This is a genomic window from Candidatus Propionivibrio aalborgensis, assembly GCF_900089945.1.
GTDB lineage: Bacteria > Pseudomonadota > Gammaproteobacteria > Burkholderiales > Rhodocyclaceae > Propionivibrio > Propionivibrio aalborgensis.
In genome coordinates, this window is record NZ_FLQY01000285.1 from 1 (window position 1) to 2,860 (window position 2,860).

A 2,860-nucleotide genomic window follows, 5' to 3' on the forward strand; every position below is an offset into this window, starting at 1 on the left:
CAAGACGCAGACACGCTCCCATGAAGGTGGTCCGACCTGCGCAAGGTCGATTGGCGCCGAATTGCTGGCGTCGAACAATTCTGTGATCTTTGCACTGATACTTCTATCCATGCGCGAGCAAGCGACAAGTATCAGTACAGCGAAAAAGATGAATACGCGGTGTTTCATAAGGCCCAATCGGGATAAAGAGAAGCGCAGATCAGCATGATCCTGCCTTGCTGACTTTGTGACGATTCTACTCCAGGCACCGATTACGACAACCTTTACCAGGCTACGCTGCCCGGGCACGGGGAAATGCGCGGATCGCCGAATGAATGGCTAGCCATCCACAATTAAGCACCGAAAGCGCGTTGACGCGACCACCGCGTCAGGCGCGTTCCAGCCAATGCGTGACAATTGTTCGGATTAGCCCAAGTCGCCCGAAGTCGTAGGTGGCAAGCTCTTCAGGCGAAACCATTCGCACCTCTGCGATCTCATCGTTCAACTTCACATCCCCGCAGGCTTCGACAGCGAAAGCAATGATGAGCTGATTGAACCTGGGGTGCGCATAGTGACCGATGAACTTGCACTCGCTGCCCCGGAGACCGAGTTCCTCTTCCGTTTCCCTGAGAATGGCGCTCTCGGGTGACTCGCCCTGCTCAAGGAACCCGGTGATCATGGAGAACATGCCTTGCGGCCAGGTGGCATTTCTCGCTAGAAGATACTGGCCTTCGTGCCGCACAAGGCCGGCAACCACGGGTATGGGATTGTTCCAGCTCACGAACTGGCACTCAACCGACGAACACGCCAGGCGCACGACGCCGTCAACAGGACGGTTTTCAAGGTCACTTCGGCAAAGCGGACAGTATTTCATCGACGCATCGTGCCGTGAACGAAATGGAATATCAAGACACCAGAATGTTTCACTTTCCGCGAACCGGGCATGGCCCACAACAAACCGACAGACTGTCAGTTACTTCTGATGATTACTGCCAATCGCACAAGTTCTCTTTTGGCGGAGTGCATATTTGATGAATCAAGCAACACGAGACGCCCTCCGGTGCTTCAAAACAAGCACAACGCTCAGGAACAATACAGAAAGGATGGCGGTTGCAGTCAAGAAAATGAAATTCAGACCAACGCCCATCGCGTCGTCGCCTGAAAGATGCATTGGCCCACGGACTCTGGAGAGAACTGCGGCTATGGCCGCGAGTGGCGCAACCGCGGCGATCGACGTACAGACATGCATAACCCAGGCGCGCACCATCGAATGACGGCTGCGGCCAACACGTTGCAATTGGCACCAGACACTAACGGGAATTGCGACGGCACCTACGAAGGCAGCCAGGAACGGCGGCAAGCGCGACGCAAGGCTATATTCGAAATAGGACGTGCTGTAGCTCAGGCTGAAGGCCCAGAATGCAAAAGCAGACCAGCCAAGTAGAGCAGCGGTCCATCCAACTCGTCGAGCCAACGCTGACATTTTCATAGTGTGCCTATGCTCTCGCACCCAATACAGGTAGCACTTTGCCGAATGTCACGCTACCGGCTTCCATAGGCCCAACGATAGAGGACAATTCGGCAACGCTGTGCACCCGGCATCTCCGACACCGCCGGATTACGCATTACCCCTCTTCGTGCCGAGCTTCGCATCGAATTTCTCCCTATTTATGATGAATCGCTCGTGTATTCCTTTGGCTATCAGTTCCACGCTGTCGTGTGCCTCGACTGAAAAAGTGAGTTTCTTCCCTTCGACCTCGATCAGTTCCACGATGGCCGCAACCTTCAGGCCCGGCGGCGTAGCTGCCTCGTGGCTGATATTGATGTGCGTTCCAACTGTTTGTTCCTGCGGCCAATCGAGATGTGGATTGATTGCCTTGATGCACGCCCATTCAAGGAAACCGACCAAGAAACCGGTAGCAAAGACCTCCGGCATTGCCACGAATTCTTCTGACTCGGGATAGAGTGCCGGCACGGTCTTCGATGGGTGCACCATGAACCTGTGCTCATATCGAATACCGGGTTTCAACGTTTCCTTCATTCCTCACTCCTCCTATAGCGTATAACTACGCTCCACTCGCCGGTCACCAGAAACAAATCATCCGGCCCGCACCGGGATGCTCGCCCCTATCGATCCCCTAGCACGGGGCCGGATTTTTCCAGATCTTGATAGGTCAATGCTATCTCCCGGATATTCCTTTCTATGCTGAGAAAAGCGTCAAATATCACGGGATCGAACATAGTGGCTCGTGATTTTCGCATGAGTTCGATTGAATACTCGTGAGCGAAAGCGTCCTTGTAACATCGCCGGTTGATCAGCGCATCATATACGTCTGCGACAATCATGATTCGCCCGGAGAGCGGAATTTCCTGTCCCGCGAGACCCTGTGGGTAACCTGACCCGTCCCACATTTCGTGGTGAGTAAGCGCAATTTCTCCTGCGAGACTCAGGAAGTTGTCCCCCTCGATTCTCTGTGCCGCGCTGCAAATAATGTTCCTTCCATACTCCGCGTGTTTCTTCATGAGTTCGAATTCCGGCGGGGTCAGCCTGTCCGATTTAAGCAGGATACTGTCCGGAATCCCGACTTTTCCGATGTCATGCAGCGGGGCAGACACAAACAGAAGATCGATGAATTCGTGGGTCAGTATCTCCGTGTAGTGGCCGTCACACCGCAACTTCTCGGCGATCGCTCTGACATAATTTTGCGTTCGCCTGATATGGGCGCCGGTTTCCGGGTGGCGCGTTTCCGCCACCGCAGCCATGGATTCCATGACAAGCTGACGCGCGTTGGCAAGCATCTTGAACCATGCGTAGGCCTGTCGCTTTTCAATCGCGAACCTTGTGGTGGTAAATAGCGCGAACAAGACCGCGATCACTGTC

4 protein-coding genes are annotated in these 2,860 nt (G+C 54.3%); all 4 read right to left on the reverse strand.

Features of this window, described 5'->3' with window-relative positions; all coding sequences use genetic code 11:
- Positions 1-367: 367 nt before the first annotated feature.
- Positions 368-853 (reverse strand): NUDIX domain-containing protein, encoded by a 486-nt coding sequence (locus PROAA_RS13010; RefSeq protein WP_186411751.1) that lies wholly within the window; start codon positions 851-853, stop codon positions 368-370.
- Between the two features lie 162 nt (positions 854-1,015).
- Positions 1,016-1,468 (reverse strand): hypothetical protein, encoded by a 453-nt coding sequence (locus PROAA_RS13015; protein ID WP_186411752.1) that lies wholly within the window; start codon positions 1,466-1,468, stop codon positions 1,016-1,018.
- Positions 1,469-1,597: 129 nt separating this feature from the next.
- Positions 1,598-2,020 (reverse strand): thioesterase family protein, encoded by a 423-nt coding sequence (locus PROAA_RS13020; RefSeq protein ID WP_186411753.1) that lies wholly within the window; start codon positions 2,018-2,020, stop codon positions 1,598-1,600.
- 86 nt (positions 2,021-2,106) lie between these two features.
- Positions 2,107-2,860, reverse strand: a 754-nt coding sequence (locus PROAA_RS13025) for an HD-GYP domain-containing protein (RefSeq protein ID WP_186411754.1), incomplete at its 5' end; no start/stop codon positions are given.